The organism is Gordonia amarae NBRC 15530 (assembly GCF_000241345.1).
GTDB classification, from domain to species: Bacteria; Actinomycetota; Actinomycetes; order Mycobacteriales; family Mycobacteriaceae; genus Gordonia; species Gordonia amarae.
In genome coordinates this window covers 82848-106088 of record NZ_BAED01000006.1, presented here as the reverse complement: position 1 = coordinate 106088, position 23241 = coordinate 82848, and the positions used below count along the sequence as shown (strand labels likewise).

General features: G+C 66.4%; 26 protein-coding genes. 11 read left to right on the top strand and 15 right to left on the bottom strand.

Features of this window, described 5'->3' with window-relative positions; all coding sequences use genetic code 11:
* Window positions 1-42 precede the first annotated feature (42 nt).
* The 3 genes from GOAMR_RS02275 to GOAMR_RS02265 are packed head-to-tail and all read left to right on the top strand — an operon-like array spanning window position 43 to window position 3602.
* Window positions 43-1251: an adenine-specific methyltransferase EcoRI family protein gene (locus tag GOAMR_RS02275; RefSeq protein WP_005182235.1), complete on the top strand. Its 1209-nt coding sequence runs from the start codon at window positions 43-45 to the stop codon at window positions 1249-1251.
* A complete protein-coding gene (locus tag GOAMR_RS02270; protein ID WP_005182233.1) occupies window positions 1251-2435 on the top strand; it encodes a GmrSD restriction endonuclease domain-containing protein in 1185 nt (394 codons plus the stop codon). Before GOAMR_RS02275 ends, GOAMR_RS02270 begins: the two co-directional genes overlap by 1 nt.
* 48 nt (window positions 2436-2483) lie before the next feature.
* Window positions 2484-3602 (top strand): three-Cys-motif partner protein TcmP, encoded by a 1119-nt coding sequence (locus tag GOAMR_RS02265; RefSeq protein WP_005182231.1) that lies wholly within the window; start codon window positions 2484-2486, stop codon window positions 3600-3602.
* On the opposite strand, the gene GOAMR_RS02260 is transcribed toward GOAMR_RS02265, so the two are convergent.
* Entirely contained in the window at window positions 3603-4397 is a 795-nt protein-coding gene (locus tag GOAMR_RS02260) for a DUF5131 family protein (protein WP_197502434.1), read from the bottom strand.
* Window positions 4398-4461: 64 nt separating this feature from the next.
* Window positions 4462-5244: a hypothetical protein gene (locus tag GOAMR_RS02255; RefSeq protein WP_231895139.1), complete on the bottom strand. Its 783-nt coding sequence runs from the start codon at window positions 5242-5244 to the stop codon at window positions 4462-4464.
* 176 nt (window positions 5245-5420) lie between these two features.
* Between GOAMR_RS02255 and GOAMR_RS02250 the strand changes: the two genes are divergently transcribed.
* Both GOAMR_RS02250 and GOAMR_RS02245 read left to right on the top strand, forming a co-directional pair.
* Window positions 5421-5996, top strand: coding sequence for a recombinase family protein (locus tag GOAMR_RS02250; protein ID WP_005182228.1), 576 nt, complete (start codon window positions 5421-5423; stop codon window positions 5994-5996).
* Window positions 5993-6976 carry a hypothetical protein gene (locus tag GOAMR_RS02245; protein ID WP_005182226.1) on the top strand — a complete coding sequence of 328 codons (984 nt, stop codon included), beginning with the start codon at window positions 5993-5995 and terminating at the stop codon, window positions 6974-6976. The genes GOAMR_RS02250 and GOAMR_RS02245 overlap by 4 nt, the downstream gene beginning before the upstream one ends.
* Here the strand turns inward: GOAMR_RS02245 and GOAMR_RS02240 are convergent.
* Complete coding sequence (locus GOAMR_RS02240) at window positions 6965-7807, bottom strand: hypothetical protein (RefSeq protein WP_005182225.1); 843 nt, start codon at window positions 7805-7807, stop codon at window positions 6965-6967. The genes GOAMR_RS02245 and GOAMR_RS02240 overlap by 12 nt on opposite strands.
* Window positions 7808-8255: 448 nt before the next feature.
* Between GOAMR_RS02240 and GOAMR_RS02235 the strand changes: the two genes are divergently transcribed.
* Genes GOAMR_RS02235 through GOAMR_RS02220 form a run of 4 tightly spaced genes read left to right on the top strand, consistent with a single transcriptional unit; the run spans window position 8256 to window position 11420 of the window.
* The gene (locus GOAMR_RS02235; RefSeq protein ID WP_005182224.1) at window positions 8256-8555 is read left to right on the top strand and encodes a helix-turn-helix domain-containing protein; all 300 of its coding nucleotides are present in this window, start codon (window positions 8256-8258) and stop codon (window positions 8553-8555) included.
* Between the two features lie 49 nt (window positions 8556-8604).
* Entirely contained in the window at window positions 8605-9927 is a 1323-nt protein-coding gene (locus GOAMR_RS02230; RefSeq protein ID WP_005182222.1) for a putative hexosyltransferase, read from the top strand.
* Window positions 9928-9945: 18 nt separating this feature from the next.
* The gene (locus GOAMR_RS02225; protein ID WP_005182220.1) at window positions 9946-10983 is read left to right on the top strand and encodes a J domain-containing protein; all 1038 of its coding nucleotides are present in this window, start codon (window positions 9946-9948) and stop codon (window positions 10981-10983) included.
* Between the two features lie 35 nt (window positions 10984-11018).
* On the top strand, window positions 11019-11420 hold the full coding sequence (locus GOAMR_RS02220) for a hypothetical protein (RefSeq protein ID WP_005182216.1): 402 nt from the start codon (window positions 11019-11021) through the stop codon (window positions 11418-11420).
* Between the two features lie 64 nt (window positions 11421-11484).
* Here GOAMR_RS02220 and GOAMR_RS02215 read toward each other — a convergent pair whose 3' ends face one another.
* The 6 genes from GOAMR_RS02215 to GOAMR_RS25010 are packed head-to-tail and all read right to left on the bottom strand — an operon-like array spanning window position 11485 to window position 14727.
* Window positions 11485-11835 (bottom strand): hypothetical protein, encoded by a 351-nt coding sequence (locus GOAMR_RS02215; protein ID WP_005182213.1) that lies wholly within the window; start codon window positions 11833-11835, stop codon window positions 11485-11487.
* A 60-nt stretch (window positions 11836-11895) separates the two neighbouring features.
* Window positions 11896-12858: a hypothetical protein gene (locus GOAMR_RS02210; RefSeq protein WP_005182210.1), complete on the bottom strand. Its 963-nt coding sequence runs from the start codon at window positions 12856-12858 to the stop codon at window positions 11896-11898.
* Complete coding sequence (locus GOAMR_RS02205; protein ID WP_005182207.1) at window positions 12851-13492, bottom strand: hypothetical protein; 642 nt, start codon at window positions 13490-13492, stop codon at window positions 12851-12853. Before GOAMR_RS02205 ends, GOAMR_RS02210 begins: the two co-directional genes overlap by 8 nt.
* Entirely contained in the window at window positions 13489-13788 is a 300-nt protein-coding gene (locus tag GOAMR_RS02200) for a hypothetical protein (protein WP_005182205.1), read from the bottom strand. The genes GOAMR_RS02205 and GOAMR_RS02200 overlap by 4 nt, the downstream gene beginning before the upstream one ends.
* The gene (locus tag GOAMR_RS02195) at window positions 13772-14593 is read right to left on the bottom strand and encodes a hypothetical protein (RefSeq protein WP_005182202.1); all 822 of its coding nucleotides are present in this window, start codon (window positions 14591-14593) and stop codon (window positions 13772-13774) included. The genes GOAMR_RS02200 and GOAMR_RS02195 overlap by 17 nt, the downstream gene beginning before the upstream one ends.
* Window positions 14590-14727, bottom strand: coding sequence for a hypothetical protein (locus GOAMR_RS25010; protein WP_170319099.1), 138 nt, complete (start codon window positions 14725-14727; stop codon window positions 14590-14592). Before GOAMR_RS25010 ends, GOAMR_RS02195 begins: the two co-directional genes overlap by 4 nt.
* A 152-nt stretch (window positions 14728-14879) precedes the next feature.
* On the opposite strand from GOAMR_RS25010, the gene GOAMR_RS02190 reads away from it, so the two are divergent.
* A complete protein-coding gene (locus GOAMR_RS02190) occupies window positions 14880-15119 on the top strand; it encodes a hypothetical protein (RefSeq protein WP_005182197.1) in 240 nt (79 codons plus the stop codon).
* A gap of 1 nt (window position 15120) precedes the next feature.
* The gene (locus GOAMR_RS02185) at window positions 15121-16464 is read left to right on the top strand and encodes a type IV secretory system conjugative DNA transfer family protein (protein ID WP_005182194.1); all 1344 of its coding nucleotides are present in this window, start codon (window positions 15121-15123) and stop codon (window positions 16462-16464) included.
* A gap of 69 nt (window positions 16465-16533) precedes the next feature.
* Here the strand turns inward: GOAMR_RS02185 and GOAMR_RS23425 are convergent, their stop codons facing one another.
* The 6 genes from GOAMR_RS23425 to GOAMR_RS02150 form a co-directional block, all read right to left on the bottom strand.
* The gene (locus tag GOAMR_RS23425; protein WP_005182190.1) at window positions 16534-16983 is read right to left on the bottom strand and encodes a hypothetical protein; all 450 of its coding nucleotides are present in this window, start codon (window positions 16981-16983) and stop codon (window positions 16534-16536) included.
* Window positions 16984-16988: 5 nt separating this feature from the next.
* Window positions 16989-17228 carry a hypothetical protein gene (locus tag GOAMR_RS02170; RefSeq protein WP_005182187.1) on the bottom strand — a complete coding sequence of 80 codons (240 nt, stop codon included), beginning with the start codon at window positions 17226-17228 and terminating at the stop codon, window positions 16989-16991.
* 9 nt (window positions 17229-17237) lie between these two features.
* Window positions 17238-19100 carry a hypothetical protein gene (locus GOAMR_RS02165; RefSeq protein ID WP_005182186.1) on the bottom strand — a complete coding sequence of 621 codons (1863 nt, stop codon included), beginning with the start codon at window positions 19098-19100 and terminating at the stop codon, window positions 17238-17240.
* 934 nt (window positions 19101-20034) lie between these two features.
* A complete protein-coding gene (locus GOAMR_RS23420) occupies window positions 20035-21300 on the bottom strand; it encodes a hypothetical protein (RefSeq protein WP_005182183.1) in 1266 nt (421 codons plus the stop codon).
* Complete coding sequence (gene nrdH / locus GOAMR_RS02155) at window positions 21297-21536, bottom strand: glutaredoxin-like protein NrdH (protein ID WP_005182182.1); 240 nt, start codon at window positions 21534-21536, stop codon at window positions 21297-21299. Before nrdH ends, GOAMR_RS23420 begins: the two co-directional genes overlap by 4 nt.
* An 11-nt stretch (window positions 21537-21547) precedes the next feature.
* Entirely contained in the window at window positions 21548-23182 is a 1635-nt protein-coding gene (locus tag GOAMR_RS02150) for a VapE domain-containing protein (RefSeq protein WP_005182180.1), read from the bottom strand.
* Window positions 23183-23241 lie beyond the last annotated feature (59 nt).

Sequence of the window (23241 nt, the reverse complement as noted above, 5' to 3'; positions counted from 1 at the left end):
TACCGCACCGCTCCTGTCGGTGCAGTCCACTACGGTTAGCGCATGAGCAGCACCATCGCCACCACGTCGAACAGGACGGGCAGCCTCAACGCGGCGAAGAAGGCCAAAAACGACGAGTTCTACACCCAGTGGGCCGACATTGAGCGGGAGATGAACGCTTACCTCGACTACGACCCGGACGTCTTCCGCAACAAGACGATCCTACTGCCGTGTGACGACCCGGAGTGGTCCAACTTCGCCAAGTACTTCGCGCTGCACTTCCACGACTACGGCCTCAAGAAGCTCATCGCGACGTCCTACGCACCGGACAGCAACCCTGACCTGCTTTCGTACCAACCCACGCTCTTCGAGACCGAGGCGCCGCAGTTCGACGAGGTCAAGACGCATGCCAATGGCAAGCTATTCGTGCTCGACCGCGACCTCAACGGCGACGGCATCATCAACATCGACGACCTGCAGTGGGACTACCTCGCCGGTGACGGCGACTTCCGCTCGGCCGAGGTCACCGCGCTGCGGGACGAGGCCGACATCATCATCACCAACCCGCCGTTCAGCCTGTTCCGCGAGTTCGTGAGCTGGCTCGTCGCCGCCGGCAAGCAGTATTCGGTCGTGGGCAACAGCAACGCGACTACCTACGTCGAGATTTTCCCGCTCATTCAGCGCAACGAGCTGTGGAAGGGCGCCACTGCCAACAACACCGACATGGTGTTCGGCGTGCCCAAAGGGGCTCCGGTGAAAGAGTCCGACCGGCTCAAGGCCGAGAAGCTCGGCTACCCGCCGACCGACGACTACGACTTCACCCGACTGGGTAACTCCTGCTGGTTCACCAACATCGACCACGGCCGCCGCCACGAGCCCCTGCAGCTCATGTCGCTGAGCGACAACACGAAGTTCTCCAAGCACAAGGAGATCCGCGGCGTCGGCTATGAGCACTATTACAACTTCCCCGAAGCCGTCGAGGTCCCCTTCGTCGACGCCATCCCTTCCGACTACGACGGCATCATGGGCGTTCCGATCACCTTCCTGGACAAGTACAACCCTGACCAGTTCGAGATCCTCGCGCACGGCGACGACATGGAGGGGTTGCGCAAGCTCGGCGTTGGCACTCTAGGTGAGGATTTCGTCAAGACCTACTACGCCCAGGGCGGCACCGGCGGCAACAGCCCCGGCCACCGCAGGCTCGGGCTCACCAGGCCCACCTACCACACCGCCTACAAGCGGATCATGATCCGCCACAAGGCAGGCGCCTGATGAAGACGACACTGCACCAGTTCACCGTCGCGACGGTTCTCGAAGGCTTCCACTTCAACGAACTGGAGGGCAAAGGGCTCTACGGTTTGGCCGGCAAGCTCACCATCCAGCCGGAGTACCAGCGCAACTACATCTACGGTGAGACGCCTAAGGAGAAAGCAGTCATCGACTCGGTGCTCAAGGGGTACCCCCTGGGCCTGCTCTACTTCAGCGTCGCCGATGACGGCCAGCTCGAAGTGCTCGATGGCCAGCAGCGAATCACCTCGCTCGGCCGGTTCACCACCGGCCGGTTCGCGATCCAGTGGGAAGGCAAGGAGCAGACGTTCGGCTCCCTACCCAAAGAACTTCAGGACCGGATCAACGAGCACAGTCTGTTGGTCTACGAGTGTGAGGGCACCGAGCCCGAGATCAAGCAGTGGTTCCAGACGATCAACATCGCCGGCGTCCCACTGAGCCCGCAAGAACTCCTCAACGCCATCTATTCCGGCGCATTCGTCACAGCGGCCAAAGCGGTCTACTCCAACTCCGCCAATGCCAACATGCAAAAGTGGCTGAGCTACGTCAAGGGCGACCCCAAGCGCCAGGAGGTGCTGGCCACCGCGCTGGCCTGGATTTCCGCTCAGCAGGGCGTCGAGATCGACGGGTACCTCGCCGCCCACCGCCACGACACCGACTGCGCCCAGCTCCAGGCATACTTCAACGAGGTCATCTCCTGGATCAACCAGGTCTTCACTCGCTCACCTGACCCTGAGATGCGCGGCCTGGAATGGGCGAGGCTCTACGAGGCCTATCACAGCCACCACTTCGACCCCGCCGTCGTTGACGACCGCATCGAGGCCCTGCGCGCCGACGAGGCGGTCAAGCGCAAGCGCAACGTCTACGAGTACGTGCTCACCGAACTTGCCCCCGGCGTCGACCCCGCCACCCAGCTCCTGGAGGTGCGGCTGTTCGACGCGGACGTCAAGAAGGCTGCCTACGGCCAGCAGACTGCTGCGGCCAAGAGTGCCGGCATCTCGAACTGCCCGACCTGCGCCGCCGGCAGCAACGCCAATGCTAAGCGGATCTACAAGCTCGGCGAAATGGAGGCCGACCACGTGACTGCGTGGAGCAGGGGCGGCGCCTCCACGCTGGCCAACTGCGAGATGCTCTGCATCGTGCACAACCGCGCGAAGGGGAACAAGTAATGACCCGCCGCCGTTCCTCCGAGCCATCGGTTCGTAGCCGAGGCGGCCATGCCTACTAAGGGTGACAGCCTGCCCACAGTGTGGAATCAGCCGCCGCACACCAAGGTCAAGCACGACATACTCACTCGCTACCTAGCGGCGTGGTTCGGCATATTCGGGTCGTCTCGCCGACACAGCGCTGTGAACGTCCTGGACGGTTTCGCCGGCCCAGGCTGCTACGAGGACGGCGAACCGGGCTCTCCGGTGCTAGCGCTCAACACACTTCTCAACCACCAGTCCTTCGGCAATTTCGACACCACGCGGTTCACGTTCGTCTTCAACGAGTGGGACCCGCAACGCTTCGCCTCGCTCCGGGAGGTCCTCGCGGAGGCGAAGGTGTCGAAGTCCCCGTGGCCGGCAAACGTGCACGTCCTTGAGAGCAACCAGAATTTCCAGGACCTCGCCCGTCAGCTGCTGGACTCCGTCGGGCCCAACAAGCAGCTCGCGCCCACATTCGCGTTCATCGACCCGTTCGGGTACCGCGACGTGCCCATGTCCACGATCCGAGACCTAGTCAGTCACCGGTCGTGTGAGCTGTTCATCTACTTCGACTTCAACAGCGTCAACCGTTTCGCCACCGCTGGCAACGTCGACGAGCACTTCTCAGGACTGTTCGGGTGCGACGAATTCAAGAATGCCCCGCCCGAGGGCCTCGCGCGCGCCCAGTTCATCCACGACCTCTACGAGAAGCAGCTGCGCAAAGAATGCGACTTCGCCCATGTCTGCAGCTTCAGGATGATCAACTCCAGCGGGCACACCGGCAGCTACCTCTTCTTCTGCACCCGTGACGACCAGGCGTACGACAAGATGAAGCAGGCGATGTGGGCGCTCGCGCCCGGAGGTGCCTACGCGTTCGACGACCGCCTCGCCGGCCAGGAAGTCCTCTTCGGCAACGACGCCAACACCGGCCCACTCCAGGACGAGCTGGCCCAACACTTCGCGGGCCGGACGATCCCCGTCGAGGAAGTCATCCGGTACGTCGTCACCCAGACACCGTTCCACAGCGGCCAGGTCAGGACCAAGACCCTCAAGCCGATGCAGAAGGCCGGCCGCATTACCTCGCCGAATCAGAAGCGCAAGAACACTTTCCCCGACGGGACCCTGATCATCTTCCCGGTGCTGGACTGATCAGGCCGAGACGCTCGCCAGCTCCGGCATGTCGTCCCATGTGCGTCCGCCCAGTTCGCGACCGTTGGCCTTGGGCGTACGCCCGCCCCACTGCTTGAAGAAGAACGCCACCCCCGCCTCGACGCACTGGTCGCGGATCTCCTCGACCCACGCCGGGTCCATCGGACGCGCTCGCGGGCCCGACTCGCCGCCAGCGATCACCCAGTCGATCCCGCTGAGGTCCAGACCCGGCAGCGCGGTCAACAGGGGCTCGCACGAGAGGAACCTCGTCGCCGCCGGCACTGACCGCAGATGGTCGATGCGATCGACGACGTCTGCAGATTCCACCGACACGCCCATCCAGAGGTTGTCCGGCCAGTCGAGCCTGTCGGCGACGCGCGCGAGGCGGTGCGCGCGCTTGGTCAACACCTGGTAGGTGTGCTGCGGAGTCGCACGGATGACGTCGAACACGTCCTCGATGAAGTCCAGCGGCACCTTGGCATGGAACAGGTCGCTCATTGAGTTCACGAACACGACCTTCGGCGCCCGCCAGCGCAGCGGCTGCTCCAGTGCGCGCGGATGGATCGCGACACCGAATCCCGGTCCTGAGGTCCGCGGATCGCCATCGTTCTGGTACTTTTCGGCGCCCATCGCCTTGAGCCGCTTCGCCAGGGCGAGCGCATAGCAGTTGTCGCACCCCGCGGCCACCCGGTCGCAGCCCGTGACTGGGTTCCAGGTGACCTCGGTCCACTCGATCGCACTGTTGGTCGCCACAGCCCCACCTTTCACACCAGTCACAGGAAGTCTGTACGGCATCCGCCCATCTGGCAACCCCCGGGAGCGCCCATGCCGCGCGCCCGAGTCGAGCGACGGGTACGGGTCAACGCAGGAATGCGTCGTCTATCCAATCGTCGCCGCGGTAGATGGCGTCGGCCATCATTCCCATCGACGTAAACCCCGTCGCCTGCAGCGGCCCCTCGTCGCCCGGCTCACCGTCCGACACGAACGAGTCCTGCTCAACGTCAGCTCCGCGCCCGACCTTCAGGAACTTCATCCGGCCGGCATCGCGGATGTGTACCGCCACGGTCCCGCCGTCAGGGAAGTAGTGCTTCAGCCTCTCAACCACGACGTCGTCGGCGGGATCATCGTCGATGCACGTCACAGTGTTGCGCACCCACGGATACTCCACGTCGCGGAACTCCGCTTTGCGATTGTGCTGCGCGAACCCGAACGTTGCGACAGTGCGCGGGTCCCGCGTCACGTGCCGAGCGTCCCATTGGTTGGCGAGCTGCTTCATGAAGTAGTCGTAACCGGAGTCCACCAGGTCTCCGTCGCCGGCGTAGAGCTGCCTGACGACGGAGGTCTCGACGTCGTCGGGACCGGGCCCCGTGCGCACTCGGTTCACCACTGCCCCCGGCTCGACCGAGAAGGAGTCCATCACGTACCGCACCGGGGGCTCGCCGGTGGCACGGAAGGAGTCGACGTCGCCCTCGCGCGCGACCAGCTCGATCGTCCAGTCGTAGTACTTGCCGCCGCGGACCCCGTACCGCACGTGCAGTTCGGTGTTCACCGAGTTGTCGTTGCCATAGGGACCCAGCGACCCGGCGAACTCGTTGTACTCCATGCCGGCTGTCGGCACCTTGTAGGGCTTCTTCTCAGTCACGCCTCGAAGGTAGCGCTGGCCACCGACAATCACCGGCCCGCACCGTCCGCAAGCCGGTCGTTGACCGAGACACGTCAACACGCACTGCCCGGCCGGCGAATCCGCAGGCCGGACAGTCTCATAAGACCCGTACGGACACAGTCGCGCTGAGGGTACCTCTAACGTACAATGGACCCATGAAGATCGGCTACGCGCGCTGCTCGACCGACGAGCAGGACCTCACCGCCCAGATCGATGCTCTCGCCAGGCTCGGCGTCGAAGAGGCGCACCTCTACACCGACCCCGGCTACACCGGCACCAATCGCGACCGCCCCGGGCTGCGCGAGGCCCTGGCCGCTGCGAGCCGCCCAGGCGACGAGCTGGTGGTGACCAAGCTCGACCGATTGGCGCGCAGCGTGCCCGACGCCCGCGACATCGTGAAAGGTCTGACCGAGAAGGGCGTCAAGCTCCGAATCGGCGAGAGCCTGCACGACCCCGAGGACCCGACCGGGCGACTGCTGTTCAACGCGCTGGCCATGGTCGCCGAGTTCGAGGCCGACCTGATCCGCGCTCGTACGCGCGAGGGCATGGCTGTCGCCAAGGCCAAGGGCCGGCTCAAGGGCAAGAAGCCCAAGCTGCCGATCAACCAGGAACGCCGGCTCGTCGAGCTGTTCCGCGCCGGTGATCACACCGTCGGTGAGCTGGCCGAGGACTTCGGCGTCAGTCGGGCGACGGTGTACCGGGCCGTCGAGCGGGCGGTCGCCGCGACATGACCACGGACGACCAGGAGCCGCTGGGATCGCGAGTGCCGTTGCCAGAGCCTCTCCGGCGGCAGCTCGCCGAGGTTCAGCGGCAGCTCGCCGACATCGCGCCCAAGATCACCCTTGTCGACAGCGCCGTTCGAACAGCGATTCAACCGCTCATCGGGAAGCACTCGCCGTTCGCCAAGTACGTGGAGGAGCAGAACGCGATTCTGGCCAGGAGCATCCAGCCCTTGATCGACGCGCGAGCGATCTGGGGCGAACAGCTCGCTGCGCAGCAGCAAGCGATCTCCAAGAGCCTCGGCCCAGCGTTCGAGGCCATGCGGCGGTACTTCCTGCCACCGAACCTGCAGCACATCCAGCACTTCGACGTCGATCAGATCAAGGCCGTGGTGAGCGATGACGGCATCGCGCTGTACGGGGTGCCGCGGCTGGCAATCGCCAAGGCAATCATCGACGCACCCGATTCTGCTGCCCGTCGGAAAGTCCTCGAAGACCACTGTTCGGAGATCTCCGTGGATTGCCGCAACCTCGCCGAGAACTACGCATGCGAGGCCATCGTCAAACTCCAGCCTTACGCGATCGAGGCGCTGGACGCGTTCGATGCCGGGCTACACGCCGCCGCGCAATCGCTGGCCGCCAACCTGGTCGAGTCCGCGCTCAACGTCCGGTTCGGCGACGACAGGTACAAGTACACGCCGAGCAAGAAGAACACGACCAAAGAGGCTTACGACGAGTTCACTGTTCGCGAGTTCATCGCTTTCGGCCCGGTATGGGAGACCTACCAGCAGTACTTCGTCCGCAACGGTGATCCGGTACCCGAGACATTCAGCCGCAACGCTACCGCGCACACGGTCGACGAGGTTCAGTACACCAAGGTCAACGCCGTCCAAGGACTTATGATCGCCTGCGCCCTTCTGTACCGACTCGACGAGGAGAACGCCGCCCTGGAGCAGACCGCAGCAGGGGTGACAGGGCAGCTACGTGACTGACTCGCCGTCCGTTTCGGAGCTTTCCGGTTCAGCGGTCGGTTCGGAAACCTCACTCAGTGCCATTGCCTTGACTGCCGCGATCTCTGACACGTCGGCACGCATGGCCTTCTCTGCGTTCTCAACCCACGTCTGCAGTTCGGAGGCGACAAAGCCCTGGACCGTCCGCTCCTTCTTGTCCTTCCTGTCCTTCTTGTCAAGGTGCTCGATTCTGTAGTCGCCCACGAGTGACAGCGCGTCTTTCGCTCGCTGCCATGCTCCGCCTTGACGCCCCGCGGGCTCATAGATTGGCTCACCAGGGTTTCCGTCGGTCGTTGTCGTCGGCGTCGTCTCGCACGTAACGCTGACAAACCACATCACCCACGCGATGTGAATCCCGACGTGCCAACCCAGCAACTGGCGATACCGCAACGACTGGCCGAGCCAGTAGTTGCGCTTCGAGTACTGGTTGAGAATCAGCGTCAGCTGCGCGAGCGAGGCGTCGACCACGTAGAACTGCTTGAACAGCTCTGGGTCGATCTTCGCGATCGCTTGCCCTTCGATTCCCCCCGAGCCTGCGTCTCTCTCCTCCTCGGTGTCCGATCGCCCTTCCGGCTTCGTGCGTGACGGCGAGCGCCCGTACTCCCACCACTCGAACTCCGCGTCCGAGAGCGCCGACCGCGCATCCGCGCCCACGCCAGACGTGACCGCGCGATGAACCTCTCGCGCCTCCTTGTTCCGGGCACTCCAGCGACCGACCAGGAACAGCGTCAACGTGAGAACTGCAGGCGTGACCAGAGCCACGAGGGGCCAGAGATATGAGTCCGCAAGGTTTCCATCGGCAGCAAGGAGCATGCCCTATTTGACCAACCTCGCGATCGCGGCGCCTCGGAACGCTGCTTCCAATCCTCCGCCCCCGGCGCAGCCGTCGACGGGCAAGGATCGGAGCGGTCACGAAAGTCACAGTCGCATAACGGATTTGGACCCGTGTGGTAGGATTTGGCGCGGTTTTGGAGCAGAGGGCAGAGCTATGCCTTCAGCACGCCCCTCCGTCGCGATTCCAGCCCTGGCATACTCCTTCTTTCGCCGGTAAAAACTCTCCATGCACGCATCAGCGCAGTTCATCAGGGTTGTCCGGTCCTTCGAATAAACGACCTGAATACCCCTGACGCTTGCGCCCGACCGATCGGGCAATATGCTGTTGCTGTTGTTGAATGTCGGCCTAGGCCGACATTTGCCCATGTGAAGACGAGGGGAGACATGCAGGGGGTCTACGAGACGAGCCTCATGGGACGATGGATCGGTGCCAGCACCCGCCCATCGCCTCACCTCGCAGCAAGTGCGGGTGCGCGCCGTGCGTCGTGAGGCGCTCGGGACGGCGATCCGCGAGGCGCGCAAGGCCAAGGGGCTGACCCAGGCGCAAGTCGCCGAGGCGGCCGGGCTCGCCCGGTCGACGGTCATCGAGGTCGAGCGGGGACAGAAGTCGCTCTCCTCGGACGCGCTCTGGAACCTGGCCGTCGCGCTGGACACACCGCTCTCGGCGATCATCGCCGCGGCCGAGGCCGACCCCGGCCTCAAGGCCACGCTCAAGCCCGAGCAGTAGACCCACCCCTGCGATTCTCCCCTCCTTCCGACCGAAGGAGGCACGACACATGCTGGTCGAACTGCCGCCCTCGGCGCGGCGTCACCACGAACACCCCATCACCAACACGACCCGCTGCGCGGCAACAGCTTCCGCGCTGCGCGAGGCGGCGCCCTACATCGCCGCCATGCTCACCGCCGCGGTCCTCGGCTTCGCCCAGCTTCTCGTCATCGACGCCTGGGGGCAACGTCGCGGGGCCGACCTGCGCGACCTGCTCGGCAAATGGGACGCCGACTGGCTCACCGGCATCGCCGACCACGGCTACCTTCGAGTACCCGGACGAGACCCGTTTGAGTCGGTGGCCTTCTTCCCCGGTTACCCGACACTGGTCCGCGTCGTTGCCGCACCGCTGGTGATCTTCGACGTCGGCGACGCGACGTTCCTTGCCGCCATGATCGTCTCGATCACCTCGTCGATCCTGCTCGCCGGCGGGCTGGCCCGCCTGGTCATCGACGTCGCCCAGCGACTGCGGCCATGGCCGCTCGACGTCGGGACCCGGGTCGTCCTGTCGGTCGCGGCCACCGCCATCACGTTCGGTGCGCCGATGAGCGTCATGTACTGGATGCCCTACAGCGAGGCGATGTTCACCGCGCTGGCGGTGTGGGCGCTGGCCGCGATCCTGCGTCGCCGATACCTCGCCGCCGGCATCCTGGTGCTGTTCGCCGGGCTCACCCGGCTGACCGCCCTCGCGCTCATCGCCACCCTGTGCGCCGCCGCGCTCGTCGAGCTGTGGCGCTACCTGCGCTACCGAAAGGCGTTCGCACCAGCACGGTTTCCCGTGCCCGCGGTGATCGCGCCGGTGATCGGCTCGGTCGGCATCGCCGCCTACCTGTCATGGTCGAGCTACCGCACGAGATCGGCCGGCGGCTACTTCGCCGTCCAGGACAAGGGGTGGGGATCTGGCTTCGACTGGGGAGGCTCCACCTGGGAATGGCTGCAGCACAACACAATCATCCCCGCCACCGACCCGAACTCGATCGGCTTCGCGATCTCGTCCTGGTCGATGATCCTCGCTGCCGCGCTCTGCGCGGTGACCGTGTGGCCGCTGCTGCGCCGTCGCCTGCCCTGGCAAATATGGGTAACTGCCACCGCGGCGGCGGCCATCGTCCTCGGCTCCGGCGGCACCATGCACGCGCGCCCCCGGCTGCTGCTGTTCGCCACCATGCTGCTGCTCGTGCTCCTCGCGGTCCTCGCGATCGACTGGCTGACACGTCAGCACAGCTGGAGGCTGCACGTCGGCGTCGCCTCCCTCACCGCGGCCATCGGCCTATGGAGCGTCCTCGGCTTCGCCGCGTCCGGCCACATGCTCATCGACTTCGACTACGGAATCTGACAGAAGAAGAGGAAACACATGCCCGGAATCGACCTGTACGCGATCTACAACCTCGACAGATCCAGGCCACCTGAGGTGCTCGCCGCGCAGTTGACTGACGCGTTGAACCGCACCGATCCACGAGATACCGTGCTCCGCAATAGGATCGAGACGGCGCGCGCAGTCCTCGGAGATCCGCAGCGTCGGGCGCACTACGATCACCGGCTGACCCGGCCCCAGCCCGTCACCGAGGAGGAACTCTCTCGGATCGCTGGCCGGCCGGTGCCTACCGCACCCCGGACCGGTCTGGCCGCCGCGTTCGCCTCGACCCAGGTTCGCCTGCTCGCTGGAGTCGCCATCGTGCTGGCCGTGGTCCTGGTCGTCGTCGTCGCTGTGCTCGCCAGCGGTGGCGACGACGCGAGCACGACTCAGGCATCCGACCGAGGTGCCACGTCAGCGAGCCCCACCCGCGCGGTCGAGTCCTCGGCGAGCCCAAGCAGTGCGACTAGCGCCGACCGGTGGAACTGCCGCCCCGTTCCCGCCAACAAGGTGTACGACACCCTGAACGAGGCCGTACCGAGAGCGACGTTCGTCATCGAGCGCACCGTCGACCTTCCATCCACCTTTAGCGGACTGCGTCGGGTCACCTTCAGCGACAACGGCGACTTCAGCGACAGGTTCAACTACGAGGGCCTCAACCAGCTGGCCGACGGCTCTGTCGCCGTCAGCCTCAACCAACCACCTCAGACCGTCCTCAATATGTACCGCCAGGAGCGGGCGGCAGTGGCCGTCGTGACACCAGACGGCAGCGTCGCAGACCGTGGAGTCGTAGCCGCCGACGCACGCCCGCGGCGCGCGGCCGGAGGCCATTCTCAAGTTCGGGCGCAATTGGACATCGCCGGTCAACCCGCCGACTACACCAGCTACGGCGGTCGAATGATCGGCGCCATCAACTCGATCACCGACCCGTCGGTCGTGTTCGTGTTGCTGCCCGAGTCCGACAAGCTCTACATCGGCGGACTGTTCGACCTCGGAAGCACTCCGATCAGCGATGCCGTCGCGGCGTGCCACCAATGACACCCCTCATAAGAGTCCATCAACAAAGGAATGAGATGAATACTCAGAGCAGATTCCGCAAGACCATCACCGCCACTGCGGCAGCCGGAGCCATCGCCGCCGGCACCCTGGCCGGCACCGCCCTCGGGGCCGGTGACGCCGCCGCCCGCGTCAACGCCGGGAAGTACACGTGGACCGTCACCAAGTCCATCAACGGTGCGCGGGGCGCCTACCCGGTGACGATCCGAGGCAACGTGCTCACGCTGAACTTGCCCGGCACGATCATCGGGGCCTCGAAGCGCGCGCGCCTGCATCCCACGCGCACCGGTGCATGGATGGACTACGGCGGAAATCGATATACTTTCTCCCGCAAGGGAAATCGGTACGTTGGCCAAGAACTGTGGCTGACCATCAACGGCGCCGTCGTCGGCACCACCACGCTGACCCCGCGGCGCTGACCGCATTCCGCACAAAGCAGAACCCCCGCACCGAGATCCGGTGCGGGGGTTCTTGTCTCGCTGGTCAGCGCAGGTGCGCCCACGTGCTGCCGTTGATGGTGACGCTGTAGATGCCGTTTTCGCCGTCGTGCAACCCGACCGACTGGCCGGCAAGGGTCGTGCGCGCGCCGTCCGCCGTCGGCGCGAGGCGGCCAGACAGCCCGGCCACGCTCAGGACGCCGTCGCGGACGGTGACCGGCACCGTGGCCACCGGCGGCGACGTGACGGGCGGGACCGGGTTTACGATTTCCGCGACATAGTGCCCGTCCGGCACACCTGCTGTGTCGGCGGCGGCAGTGCCCGTGCCCAGCGCCAGTGCACCTGCGGCAGCGCCGGCCAGAGCGGTGGCGGCGACGATGTTCTTCATGTTCTTCATGTGATTCTCCTTGAGACAAGTTGCTAGTGCGTTGATTTCGGTGTGCGGACCGGCGCGGCGTCACTTGCTCGGGACGGGGCTGCTGCTGGCCGCATCACCTCCCTCCGAATGCTCGCGCGCCTGTGCCGGCGTCTGCGCGACCCGCAGACGCAGAAGTTCTGTGCCGTCGGCGTTCACGGCGTACACCACGCCGTCCTCACCCGCCGCGGGTTTGAGCATCAGCAGCTTCGTCGGCGCGTCCGGTGCCTCTTCGGCGCCGTCAGCCATGACCAGATAGCCGCCCTCCGGCACTGACTCGCACGCTCCGCGCATGTCGCGATCGGTGCCATCGCCCTGGCCGTCGCCGATGACTGCCGGTTCCTCGCCGGTGATTCCCACGGTGGTCTTCCACCACGTGCTTTTACCGCTCTGGGAGTCGACCGACGTACCGCTGACATACACACCAAGGCGGGGGTCGCTCAATTGGAGCATGACGATTTCGCGGGGCTCGCCCTTCTCGCGTTTTGCCACCCGTTCGCGAAAACCCGCTGGTAGAGCGGTCTTTCCGACGGTTTGCAGTTGGTATTCGGGCAGCTCCTCGCCGTCCCACTGCGCGCCCCTCACCGCGGCGATCGGGCAGCGCTGGCCGGTCAAGAACTCACCCTTGGCGCTGATCGCTTCGGCCTTCTTGCTCTCGACGGCCGACGAGACGGCCACCGACTTTGAGCTGATCGCCGCCTTGACGTCGTCCGTGGTGTTCTGATTGCCCAACTCGTGCATGCCGTACGCGACGCCGCCACCGACCAGCAGGACCAACGCGGCGGCACCGGCGATCAGACCCTTCGGCACCTTCGACCCGCTCGACGCGGGTGCGGTCACCGGTGCGGGGGAGGCATTCTCGGCCGCCGGCTGCGCTGGCGCGGCAGCAGGCGCCTCGACCACTTCCTCCTCGACGATTTCGACGTCGTCGCCCAGTGCGGCGACGTCCTCGGCAGACAGCTCGTTGCCATGCTCGTCGACATACTCGAACTCGTTGTCAGGCATCGGGATTCCCCTTCTTGATGACTCGGCGCACGACCTTCTTGACCGGTGCGGGTTGTGACTGTGCGACAGACGCGGGCTGCGGCGCGACCACCGGGGCCGGCACCGACGTCTGCGCCTTGAGCGCGTCGGGGTTGATCACCCCACGCTTCTTGAGCGGGTCGACGTAGGCCTTGAGGAAGTTCGGCATAACGATGAACGCGCCGATCAGCGCCGCACACCCGGCCGCGATGTAGAGGTTCTTGAAGACCGTCAATGCCGAGATCATTCCGGCCCGCAGGACCAAGAAGGCCACGGCGTACGCGAAAGCCAGCACGACGATGCGCAGCATCCCCGCTCCGGTCATCCACGCCCGGTACTCGCCCGCGACGCGGGCCAGCATCCCCTTGGTCTCGGTGAACGCGTCCGCGCCGGGATCTTTGGCCGGCGCGGTGATCGCGCCCTTCGCCCAGAGCATCTTCGCGATCTGCACGATCATCACGGCCACACCGGTTCCCGCCAGTTCGGCGTAGCCGGAGTCGGCCACGCTCCACGCCAGCGCCCCGACGCCGGCGAAGAACAGGATGACCGCGACCAGGCGCACGACCTCGCTCGCGCCCGAGGTCATGTTGATCTCGATCTGCTGTGGTGCGGTCATCGTTGGTCCTCCTCAGTTCCTTTGTCGCCCTTGCCATCCACGACCCCCGGCACCACGATCGCCGCGATGCCGACCGCCACCGCCGCGCCCGACGCCCACCGCCACGGCCCGCCCAGGGCAATGCCGAGCACGATGGCGGCGATGCCCGCGAGCACGGCCAGCGCGATCAGCGCGCCGAGCCAGAGGGATTGTGGCGCTTGTGGTTTCATGTCGTCCCCGTCCTTCTCCTGGTCCTCGATCGGTGTGGTCGTCGGTAGCGGTTCTGCAGTCCCGAGCAGTTCAGCGAGGGTCGTCATGCCCGTCCTCCTCGTCGTCGTCATCGACGGTCGGCAGGTCCGCGTCGAGGTGATCGGACAGCGACACGTCCTCGTCGTCCTCGTCGTCGACGGACAGCTTGGCCACCGGAATCTCACGCTTCGGCGCCACCGGCTCGGTCGTCGGCTGCTCGACCGGATCGCCCTCGTCCTCGGGAGCGAGCTTGTGCTTCTTGGTCGGCACGTAGAACGATCCGTCCTTGTTCTTCTCCGGCGGGGCGACGGCACCCTTGGGCACCGCGGCCCAGCCCCAGGCCCAGATCAGATATGCCACGGCGCCGACCGCGACGGTGAGCTGGAAGGTGGCCCACGCGACGATCCCGCCGACACCGATCCAGTCGCCAGGGAAATACCGTCCGACCCCGAGCCAGATGCCAATTCGCGGCCAGTCGGTGGCGAACCACCGCACGAGCACCGCCACCGCGGCCACCGCCGCCCACGGCCACCAGATCAGCCGGCCGACCCGCGGCGAGACCCACCGCACCAGAGCCTCATAAACCCACCGGCCCACGACGAGGCCGACGCCGGCGGCCACCGCGACCAGCGCCGCGCCGAACAGCAAAGCACCCTTGGCGACCCAGCCGCGACCTTCTTTGCCCATCACCCTGCGCCACAGCGCCGGTGTGATCTCGTCCTGGGCCACCGCCTCGCCCACCCCGACGTCGCTGCGCGTCGCTCGCCGCGCCTCGCGGGCGAGGATCTCGGCCCGGCGACGGGCACTGGTGCCGGCCCGGCTCTTACCCATCAGATATGCCGCGCGCTCGCGGTACCACGGTGCCGCGCTCATCGGGCGACCCCCGCTGTCGACGCCTGTGCGCCGCACGATCCGTCGGTGCCGTCGGCGATGCCGCCGCCGACCAGCATCCCGACGACGAAGATCGCCGCGGCCATCGCCAGCTTGAGAGCGGTGCGCCCGCTCACCCGTCGACGTTGCTCCTTCGCCATCTCGTAGCCTTCCTTTCGATACCCCCTCGGGGTATGGGTCAGTGATGACCCAAACATACCCCCAGGGGGTATAATCGTCAACACAAAGACCCCCTCTGACCTGGGGAAACTACTGAAAGGAAAAGTCCATGACTCTCGACGCCCGGCAAGTTGTGCCGCTGACCAGCGACGACCTCGACGCCCTGCGAAGCGCCGCGGAAACTCGCGAAATTACGGCGGGACTGTTCGCCCGCGCGCTGGTCCGATACGCCATGGCGCGCCTCGACGACCCCGACCTCCATGCGGTGATCGACGCCGAGAAGACCGAAGCCAAGGACCGCATCTCCGACGGCGCCCGCCGTGCCGTCAGCCAGCGATGGGCGAAGTGAGATGGCACTCGCTGATGTCCCGTACGCCGGAATGGTCAACGGCAGGGCCGTCGAACATGATGCCCCGCACCTGCTGGTGTCGGGCCGGACCGGATCAAGCAAAACTCGTTCGGTGCTCTCGATCCAGGCGGCCACCTGGGGCCGACGCCCCGTTGTGTGCGTGTCGTCGAAGGGCGACCTGGCGGCGATGACCGCCGGGCAGCGACGACGGTACGGTCCGTGCTATCTCATGGACTTGGCCGGTGAGGTCACCGACGCCGAGGTCGACTGCCTCGGCCTGACCCGTGTGTCCAGCGACCCGTGCGCCCTCATCACTGATGACGACAGTGCTATCGACCTGGCCGGGCTGCTCCTGGAGATCGGATCGCTGGGTGCCGGCGACGGTAAGAGCGGCGGGGGAGACAGCTTTTGGATGAGCCTGGCCGAAGGACCGCTCGCAGCAATCTTGCAAGCGGCCGGTTGGTATTTCGACCCCGAGACCGGCAAGGACGTCTGGGGCGGCGGCATCCGGTGGGCGCGCGCCGCGGCCCAGACCATTGGCCTGATCACCGATACTCCACCCGAGGAAGACGCTCCGCTCGACCTCTCGACCCCATCATGGGACACCGCGGTCCTGCGCTGCGCCACCATAGACAGCCTGCACGGAGACTCGCTCGTCGCCGCCAAGTCGCTCGACCCGAAGCAACGGGACAGTATCGGCATCAACATGCGCGTGGCCACCAAGGCGTGGTCACTGCGCCGTGTTGCCGGGCAAGGCGACCTGCCACCGTTCACACCCGACATGCTCCTGACGCCCAATGGGCCGGCGACCCTGTATGTGACCTCACCACTGACCGGTGCCGCGGCACCCGCCGCGACCGCCACCCTGACCTCGATCGTCAACCACTGGCGCCTGGCCGCGGGCAAGATCCCGACACTGCTCATGGTGATCGACGAGTGCCCCTCGACAGCGCCGTTGCCCAGGCTCGGCGCCTGGATAGCAGATCTCAGGAGTTATGGCGTGCGGATCGTGGCGGCCTGTCAGGCGAGTTCGCAGTTTGCCCCGAGGTGGGGTGACGCCGGACTGCGCATCCTGAGGGACACATTCCCCGGCGTCCTCATTCTTCCCGGCGCGCCCGAGAAGGAAATCCTCGAACAAGCCGCGTGGAGCACCTTGCCCGAAGAACGGACCACTGCGTCCGTCGACGCCGGCGGTCGTGCGTCGCACGCCCGCGACCGCACCCAGGGCGTCGAGGGCTCCGAGCTGCTCCCCAGGGAGAGGGGCACCGCGTTGCTCATCATCGGCGGGATGCCCAAGACGATGGTCGATCTCGTCGACATCAGCCACACCGACGTCGCACCGTAGATCGATCACCGACAACACGAGACCCCGGCACCAATGCGGTGCCGGGGTCTCGTCCTCTATGTGCTCTGCTCACATGCTCAGCCCGGCCTCCTGGGCCTGCGCTTGCCGCTGCGCGGCCACCTTGTTGGCCGCCGCGACCTTTTCCCGTGCCGCGGCCACCCGTTCGGCCCGGGCATCGGCACCCGGTGTCGACCGGGTCGACTGCGGGTCCTGGCCCCGGACTTGGCCGGCCTCGTCGCGCCGCTGCGCCTGTGTCCGCTCGACCTTCTCGGCCTCCTCGCGGCGCTGCGCCGCACGGTCACCACGGGCCCGGTCCTCGGCCTCGGCGACCGCCTCCTCGCGCATCCGGCTCTGCCGTTCACGCGATGCGCGGAGCTGCTTCTCGGCCTGACGGTATTCGTCGCTGTCCGCCGCGTCCTCGCCATAGCGGTGCGCGACCGCCTCCGCACCGCCTGGCTGCGCGAGCATCTGCCGAATGCTCGACACCTTCTGCGCGTCCAGATCCTCGATCGTCGCCATGACTTCTATCCCTCCTCGTCGGCGCGGGCCCGAGCGGCCTGCACTCTGTACTCGGCGGCCTTGGCACGCAGCGCCTTCGCCTTGCGCCGATAGTCGTCGGCGGTGTCCAGGGACCGAATGAAATTCGGACTACCACCCCCGTACCACCGCGCGCTGCGCTCATAGCGCGCGTCCGCCTGCGCCTCATAATCAGCCGCCTCGGCGTCCAAAAGCCGCGCTTCTGTTTCTAACGAGTGCCTCACCATGTCGTCTTCCTAATCCTGTCCGTATGACTGGTCGTGGTCCTGCTGCCCGGCGATCTTCGCCGCGTCGGCGTTCTTTTCCTGAGCCGCGGCGGTCTTCTTCAGGGCCGCCTCCCGTCGCTCACCCTCGGTCTGCCTGAAGTTCTTCGGCCCCGCCCGCCCGAGCGCGTGCTGGCGCTGGTAGTTCGACTGCCCAATGTCGGCGAAGTGCTGCAATGCCGTATGCGGCGCAAACGTCCTCTCGTCGGCCTTCATCGCACCCAAGATCCAGCGGTTCATGCCGCGCTCGGCCGCGTCGCGATCGAACGCATTGACCTCGGCCCACCGCGTCTCGACCTCCTGACGCTTACGCTCCAGCTCGTCGTCGGTCTTGCCATTGGCTTCCTGACCTCGACGGACCGCCGCTTCGTTGAGTTCAAGCTGGCGCTCGCGGTCGGCGAACCCCGCCTCGACCTCGGTACGGACTGTGGTCCGGTAGGCGTGACCGTGCTCGCGCTCCCACGCCTCGGCGCCGGCGGTAACGCCCTCAGCGTGCCCCGCCGCGTATCCGTCAATACGAGCCTGACTCCTGATCCGCTCCGCCGCAATGTCGGCGTCGGCGACAATCGTCTGCGCCGCGGCGTGCGCGGTGGCGGTGATCCCACCCGCTTCGGCGTGCGCTTCCTGCATGACGACCATGGCCTCGCCCTTCGCCTCCTCCGTGATCAGTGCGAGCCGGGCCACCTCGGCGTCGATCCCGGCCTCGCGCTGGTCCAGCGCCGCGGTGCGGGTGGCCACCGCGGCCTCGCCACGAGTCAACCCCTCGACATAACCGCTCTCGGTCGCCGTCTCGTGGGCGGCGACGAGATCACCCTCCGCCTCCGCCGCGCGAATGCTCGCCTCGACCGACTCGTCACGCATCGCCTCGGCCTCGCCCATCACCGCACCGACGTCGGCCATCGCGTACTGGACCTCGGTCTTGGCGTGCTGGAGATCCTTGTAGTCGGCAAGCCCAAGATGCCGATCGTGGCGCGCCTCGTCCCGTTCAGGATCGACCTCGTATCCGCGCGCGACCATGTACGCGCGAAGCCCCGCCTGATTGCGCGTCATCTTCGCACTGGGGCCGTCCTTGACCATCTTCGGTTTGCCATCGTCGCCCATCACGGGCTGACCCGACTTGTCGAGTTGCGGGACCATCGGGTCCTTCGGATGTCGGCCGAATGCTCGGCTGTAACCACTCTTCAACGCGTCGGGGTTCTTCTTGCTGGGGTAGGGCTCGAAAGGGTCGGAGAGCAACTGGATGTGCGGTCGGCTCTCGTCCAGATTGATGCTGTAGCCGTGCATCGCGTCGTGCCCGCCCGGCAGAACTTCCGCTTGAAAATCAAGCCAGTCGCGGAAGTACCGCATCGCTTCCTCGCGGCGATCCTCGCGGATCTTGTAGCGGGGGAGCATCACCGGCTGCCCGGCTCGCGGACCCTCGGTGTAGACCTTCGGCGTCCCGTTCCCGTCGACGGCCTGATACTCGGTACCGTCCGGTTCGCAATACGCCCAGGGGAGCTGTCCGACCGTCGTCAGCGCCACGCGGTTGCCGTCCTTGGGCGCTGCGCTCATCCGAGCCACACGGTCGTCGCCATACTTGACGACTTCGGCGATCGACCTCGTCTCGCGCCATCCGCCCGCGCCGTCGTTGACCCGATCGATGTTGTGCTTCGTCATCGCCGTGTTTATCGCGGGGTTTCCCGCGGCGTACTGCGCGATGGCCTTCGGCCCCGCGGTCTTGCGCTGCGCCTCCCAAGAGATGTTCGCCCGCGCCGCCGAGTCTGACGCAGCGCCCTCGCTGCACACCTCGGCGTAGTTCATGCTCGCCGCGCTGCGCTGGCCCTGGCCTTCGGCCATGACGCCTCCTCACTACGTTCGTCGTCGGCACCGTCCGGTGTGGTGGGGCCCCGCTCCGCTATCGCTACGCCCCCCACCACGCCTGCCGCCGCGAAGCTCCGCTCCGGGCGGATACCGGCGGCAGGCGCACCATCGGCGGGGACCCCTGGCCCCACCGATAATACCCCTACCCCCTACCGGTATCAACGCCCGAACCGGACCTTCCTATGCGCCGTAGGAGGGGTCGGTCGCTTCGCTCCCTGCTCGCTTCGCTCGCCCCTCCCCGTCGCCCCTGCGGGGGGCGGCACGTCCGCGCTGCGCGCGGAAAGGGCATGGGGCGCACCAACCCTCGATCCCGGCCTATTCGGCGGGACCATCGGGACCTGTGCTCAGCCCGCTGGCCGGCCTCGACCACTCGCTCGCTCGCGGTCGTCGGCAGGCCACCGGCGGAGAGGCGAGGCCCTGCGACGTCGGGCTGTCCACCGCCGCACCGACTCTCGCCACGACCACCGGCACCGGTGCGCCGACCCGGCCCGCCCGCGTCGCCCGGGTCGTGACGGCGGCATCGGAACGGTCGTCGTGGACTGGGCTCGGAGAGCCGTTGCGAGACGGCGGAATTGAGCACCGAACTTTTCTGACGAGTAATTTCGGACAGCCATGTCGGCTACGTTGGCCTCCACTGACGGCTGTTGATAGCCGATTATGTTGGCTATCAACGCCTTCACACAACGATGTTGGCTACGTTGGCCTTTCGTGGCGGCTCTCAATGGTCGACACTGTTGGCTATCAAGGCCTCTACCGCAACACTGTTGGCCACGTTCGCCTCTACTGTCGACCCTCGGTAGGCGACAATGCTGTCCCCGTTAGCCTCCACCGTCACCGAAAACTGTGCCACGACAGCTGAAAAGACCCCCGCCTGCCAATCGGCCGGCGGGGGTCTGACGGTCTCGGGGGTCTACCGCACCGCGGTCAGCGCCGGCCGGTCGGCGCCCAACCCGATGGCCGTGGCGTAGTCGGACCGCTGCTTGGCCGCTTTGAGCCACGCCGCCACCGGTGTTCGGCTCGGTCCGTCCGGGGCCATCGCCTCGCTGATCCGGCGGGCACTCAACCCGTCCAGGCCCAGACGCAGCGCCCGTTCGACGATGGCCGGTTCGGCTGACGTACCGACCTCGGCGATGACAGCCACTGTCACGGCGGACAGGTCCAGCCCGGTGCCATCGCCGGTGTCCATGACAGCTGCCTTGACACCGGTGTCCATGACAGGCGAGGTGTCAGCCGTGACACTCATCTCGGTGTCACGGACACCCCCATCGGTTGTGTCAGGAACACCGGTGTCAGCCGTGACACCGGTGTCAGCCGGGGTCGTCATGCTCGACATGGCAAGGTCGGTGAGGGTGTCCACGCCCAGGTCAACAGCCTGGACACTCGGTACGGGCGCGGTGTCAGGATCTGTGTCCAGCACGCCGGTGGACACCTGGACACTCGGCCTGGATGCCGTCTCAGGATCTGTGCCGACCACCGTGTCCACCGGCCTGACACCAACAGTGTCAGGGCTGAAGCCGTCGTTGACGGCCTGTCCACGGACAGATGTCACGGGCACCGGCCCCGCGGTGTCCAGGTGTCCACCAGCGGGCCGCCCGGCCGCCGCGGCCTCGCCGCCAACCTCATCGCCCGAAGTCGCCGCCACCCCGACGGGCGCGCCGACGGCGACCTCGTCGGGCCAACTCGACGGCAACTCGTCGAGCTTCATCTTCACCTCGGCGAGCACGACGCCGAGCGTGCCGACGACGATGCCGGTGTCGGTCAGCACCGGCAGCATCCAGGCGTCCGACGCCGGCATGGCCAGCCGCACAGCCATCTCGGTCAGCGCGTTGAAGCTGCGCCAGAACGCGACGATGAGCATCACGCCGCTGGCGGTCACCAGCAGCCCCTGCATCGCGGTCACCCACCACCGGCCGGTGCGCCACGAGCGGATCATGATCAGCACTGCCTCGGTCATCACCAGACCGGCGAACGGGAAGAAGCCGGCCACCGCGACGGCGAAGGCCCTCATCCACGCTGTCGCCCCGTCACCCATCGCGTCGAGCGCGTGCGCACCGTTGACGACGACCGAGGACATGGTGAACAGCCAGACCAGCACCCACATGAAGATCCGGCCATGATCGGCGCGCAGTCGATCCCACAACGTCACGGCGGCCGCCTCCTTCATCTCGTTGCTCATGCCAGCACCGCCGCTCGGGTGGCCAACCCCTTGATGCGCTCGGGCCGGAACCCCGACCAGTGCTCGTCGCCGGCCACCACGACCGGTGCCTGGAGGTATCCCAGCGCCATGACGTAGTCGCGGGCCTCGTCGTCCTGACTGATGTCGACGACGTCGTAGTCGATGCCGGCCTTGGCCAGTGCCGCGTATGTGGCAATGCACTGACCGCAGGCCGGTTTGGTGTAAACGGTGATCATGCTGTGCTCCTTCAGGCGTAAGGATCGCTGGTCGGGACCTCGGCCAGGGGAGGCAGATCGGGGGGCCACAGCGTCGCCGCCGGTGCGTTCACGTCGACCACCACCGGCTCGGCTACCCGAGTGGGTTTGTCCGGTACGGCCGGGACGATCGACCGCGGATCGATGAGGACAGGCGCCAGCGGCGTCGACGGTCCGTCGGCTGCCGTCCGTACCGAACCCCACTTCGGTCCAGGCGTCGGTCCCGGCACCTTCGGCGCCGCAGCCGGCGGTTCCGGCGGCTCGACCATCTCCCACGCCTTACGGACCTGCTTGCCCATGACCCGGCGGCGGCCATCCGCCCGCCGGTATCGCGGGTGCGCGTCCATTGCGGCCTCGATCTTGGCGACCGTCGGCGCGTCACGCATCGAGAGCTTGTTAATGTCCGACAGCTCGTGGATGTAGAGCAGGAGCAGATCGACGGACACCATCGATACGTCGACCGGAGTACCGGTGTGCCACTCGCCGCGCAAACCCTGCCCGAACGCCGCCTCGGACACCTCCGCCGAAACCCTCGGCTCGTCCAAAAAGTCCCACACGGCCGCGCGCACCGGGTCGTCGAGGTGACGGTCGCGCACCGCCGACGCCTGCGCCTCGTACTCGTCGCTGTAGTCCAGACGCTCGCCGCGCCGGTACCGGTCGCGCGCCTCGGCCAGAAGCAGATCCATGCGTTCACGGCACAGGTATTCATCGGTGATGACGTCGGTCACCACGAGAATCCAATAACGCCGGTTGCCGGTCGCATCGAGCAGGAATTCCTCGAGATTGGTCGTGCCGGCCAGGATGAATTGACGGCGGACCGTCTCATCGACCTTTCCGTATGGGGCGCGCCACGTGTCCGCGCGGCCCGTCACGAACGCCTTGATCGCAGCCTGATCGGCTTTTTTCCGCAGCTTGTCCAGTTCGTCGATCAGCGCGATCGCCGCTTCGTGGGCCGTCGCCAGCAGATCCTTGTTCTCCGAGGCGCTCGGGACCTCAGACAGCTCGGCGATCGGCAGATCCGGCGGCGGAATCGACCGGAAGAACGAAGTCTTCCTGAAACCTTGTGCGCCATGCAGCACCAGCATGCTGTCGACCTGGCAGCCGGGTTCGTAAACCCTCATCATGATCGACAGCCAAAAGTTCAGAAACGTCTGTCGCACATACGCACTGCCCGCGTCGGCGACCATCGGCAAACACTCCGGGATGCGCTCGACGCCGTCCCACGCGGGTAACGCGTCGATGTGGTCGCGCCACGGCGAGAAGGGATGCGACCCCGCGTGCGCCGTCCGCGCCGTGTTAATCGCGCGCTCCGACAGCGACGCGTGTTCGCCGCCGAAATACCCGTTCATCACCTCCTCGATCTTGGCAAGATCGTGGTTGTCGACCGGCCGCAGGATGCTGCCCGCCGGCCGCCACGGCGGAAGCGCTCGCCAGGCCAGACGGTGGCCCATCTCATTCACACCCAGATGCTTGAGCACCGGGTCGCGTTCGAAGATCAGCGAGGTATTTGCGTGCGAACGGACCACCTCCGTCCGCTTGTCATCGCCGGACCCGACGGTCTTCGTCTTCAGCGCCTTCGTGATCGCCGCGCGCTCGCGCTCGATTTCCGCTTCGGTGTATGGTGTCATTGTCTTTAACGTCCTTCCCTGGACACCACGGAGCCCGTCGCCAAACATGACTCCGTAGA

Bases quoted from the DNA above. Each gene is read 5' to 3' on its own strand.
- GOAMR_RS02245 (WP_005182226.1), top strand. From the start codon at position 5,993: ATGACCACGGACGACCAGGAGCCGCTGGGATCGCGAGTGCCGTTGCCA.
- nrdH (WP_005182182.1), bottom strand. From the start codon at position 21,536: ATGATCACCGTTTACACCAAACCGGCCTGCGGTCAGTGCATTGCCACA.
- GOAMR_RS02250 (WP_005182228.1), top strand. From the start codon at position 5,421: ATGAAGATCGGCTACGCGCGCTGCTCGACCGACGAGCAGGACCTCACC.
- GOAMR_RS02225 (WP_005182220.1), top strand. From the start codon at position 9,946: ATGCCCGGAATCGACCTGTACGCGATCTACAACCTCGACAGATCCAGG.
- GOAMR_RS02165 (WP_005182186.1), bottom strand. From the start codon at position 19,100: ATGGCCGAAGGCCAGGGCCAGCGCAGCGCGGCGAGCATGAACTACGCC.
- GOAMR_RS02205 (WP_005182207.1), bottom strand. From the start codon at position 13,492: ATGACCGCACCACAGCAGATCGAGATCAACATGACCTCGGGCGCGAGC.
- GOAMR_RS23425 (WP_005182190.1), bottom strand. From the start codon at position 16,983: ATGGCGACGATCGAGGATCTGGACGCGCAGAAGGTGTCGAGCATTCGG.
- GOAMR_RS02230 (WP_005182222.1), top strand. From the start codon at position 8,605: ATGCTGGTCGAACTGCCGCCCTCGGCGCGGCGTCACCACGAACACCCC.
- GOAMR_RS02190 (WP_005182197.1), top strand. From the start codon at position 14,880: ATGACTCTCGACGCCCGGCAAGTTGTGCCGCTGACCAGCGACGACCTC.
- GOAMR_RS02185 (WP_005182194.1), top strand. From the start codon at position 15,121: ATGGCACTCGCTGATGTCCCGTACGCCGGAATGGTCAACGGCAGGGCC.
- GOAMR_RS02150 (WP_005182180.1), bottom strand. From the start codon at position 23,182: ATGACACCATACACCGAAGCGGAAATCGAGCGCGAGCGCGCGGCGATC.
- GOAMR_RS02265 (WP_005182231.1), top strand. From the start codon at position 2,484: ATGCCTACTAAGGGTGACAGCCTGCCCACAGTGTGGAATCAGCCGCCG.
- GOAMR_RS02260 (WP_197502434.1), bottom strand. From the start codon at position 4,397: ATGCCGTACAGACTTCCTGTGACTGGTGTGAAAGGTGGGGCTGTGGCG.
- GOAMR_RS02275 (WP_005182235.1), top strand. From the start codon at position 43: ATGAGCAGCACCATCGCCACCACGTCGAACAGGACGGGCAGCCTCAAC.
- GOAMR_RS02215 (WP_005182213.1), bottom strand. From the start codon at position 11,835: ATGAAGAACATGAAGAACATCGTCGCCGCCACCGCTCTGGCCGGCGCT.
- GOAMR_RS02200 (WP_005182205.1), bottom strand. From the start codon at position 13,788: ATGACGACCCTCGCTGAACTGCTCGGGACTGCAGAACCGCTACCGACG.
- GOAMR_RS02270 (WP_005182233.1), top strand. From the start codon at position 1,251: ATGAAGACGACACTGCACCAGTTCACCGTCGCGACGGTTCTCGAAGGC.
- GOAMR_RS23420 (WP_005182183.1), bottom strand. From the start codon at position 21,300: ATGAGCAACGAGATGAAGGAGGCGGCCGCCGTGACGTTGTGGGATCGA.
- GOAMR_RS02170 (WP_005182187.1), bottom strand. From the start codon at position 17,228: ATGGTGAGGCACTCGTTAGAAACAGAAGCGCGGCTTTTGGACGCCGAG.
- GOAMR_RS02240 (WP_005182225.1), bottom strand. From the start codon at position 7,807: ATGCTCCTTGCTGCCGATGGAAACCTTGCGGACTCATATCTCTGGCCC.
- GOAMR_RS02220 (WP_005182216.1), top strand. From the start codon at position 11,019: ATGAATACTCAGAGCAGATTCCGCAAGACCATCACCGCCACTGCGGCA.
- GOAMR_RS02210 (WP_005182210.1), bottom strand. From the start codon at position 12,858: ATGCCTGACAACGAGTTCGAGTATGTCGACGAGCATGGCAACGAGCTG.
- GOAMR_RS02195 (WP_005182202.1), bottom strand. From the start codon at position 14,593: ATGAGCGCGGCACCGTGGTACCGCGAGCGCGCGGCATATCTGATGGGT.